Genomic DNA, 1320 nt, shown 5'->3' with positions numbered 1-1320 from the left:
CGACTCCAGCCACGTCACCGCGTCGGCCTGCACCAACGTGTGCTGGCTGCCGGCCTTGCCGTTCAGCGCGAGGTTGTCGGCGCACCACTGCAGGTAGGTGCCGGACAGATCGACGCTGGTGGTCGAACTGGCGCCAGCCATCGCTGCCTGCACGCTGGCCACGCCGGTGTAGCAGAACAGGTTGAGGAAGCGCTTGCCGCGCGCTTCCTCGGCCATGTGCCGGCGCAGCGGGCGATGGTCGAGGAACAGGCCGGTGTCCAGGTAATCAAACAGATTCACCCGCAGCAGCGCGTTGTTCTCGCGCACCAGGATGAATTCACCACGCTGTTCGAAGCGGCCGTACTTGCTGCCACCCTTGCCACGCTCGCGCGACTTCAGCGCGACCTGTTCGGCCGGCACCTGGAACACCTCACGTACCGCCGACAGCAGTTCGTTGCGGCGACGGCGTACATCGACATCGGGAATGGTGGCCGGCGCGGCGTATTCCTGCACATGCAGGAAGGTGCGGCCCTTGCCGCCGTCCTCGCGGTAAACGTCGATGGCGGCCGAGTATTCGGGCAGGTCGGCGTCGTACGCACGGAAGCAGCTGATGCCTTCGCGCGACAGCCAATTCTTGAACTTCTTCAGATTCTTGCGCAGGCGGTTGGCCACCATCTGCGCGCCTTCGCTGAGCTCGCGCGGCTGGCCATCGTTCTCGCGCGCCGGAACGGCGATGGGGTCGCAGATGATCAACGCGCACTCGATGGCGCCGTTGAACAGCTGGTAGGTCTTGCGCGCACGCAGGCCGGTGGCGAACGCCAGATCGGCACTGCCACACAGCAGGCTGGCACGCCACTGCGGCACCGCGCGCTTGAGCGCGTCGCCGATGCGACGGTAGAGCATGGCGTCGGCGGCCAGGCGCTCGTCGTATGGCGGATTGCAGACCACGCAGCCGTGTTCCTGCGGCGGCACCTGCATGTCAGCCACGTCGCGCACGCCAAACCAGATGGCCTCACCGACGCCGGCCACTTCGGCATTCTCCTTGGCCGCACTGATCGCCTTCGGATCGATGTCGCTGCCGTGGATGACCTGCTTCAACGCGGCGCGGCCGACGGTCTCGCGCGCACGCGCTTCGGCCATCAATTCCTTCCACTGCGCCTGGTCGAAACCGCGCCAGCGGCTCGGCGGCAGGCTGCCATGGCGTTGCAGGCCCGGTGCGACGTCGGCAGCCATCAAGGCGCCTTCGATCAGCAGCGTGCCGCTGCCGCACATCGGATCAAGCAGACCACCGCCTTCGGCATGCATCTTCGGCCAGCCGGCGCGCATCAGCACGGCGGCGGC

At 67.1% G+C, this 1320-nt stretch carries 1 protein-coding gene; it reads right to left on the bottom strand.

From position 1 onward, the window contains the following. On the bottom strand, positions 1-1320 hold a 1320-nt coding region (gene rlmKL, locus ABB26_RS18255), incomplete at both ends, for a bifunctional 23S rRNA (guanine(2069)-N(7))-methyltransferase RlmK/23S rRNA (guanine(2445)-N(2))-methyltransferase RlmL (RefSeq protein WP_083490922.1).

This window comes from Stenotrophomonas humi (genome assembly GCF_001431415.1).
Lineage (GTDB): Bacteria > Pseudomonadota > Gammaproteobacteria > Xanthomonadales > Xanthomonadaceae > Stenotrophomonas > Stenotrophomonas humi.
The sequence above is the reverse complement of the archived record's forward strand: the minus strand, read 5'-3'. Positions and strand labels throughout refer to the sequence as shown.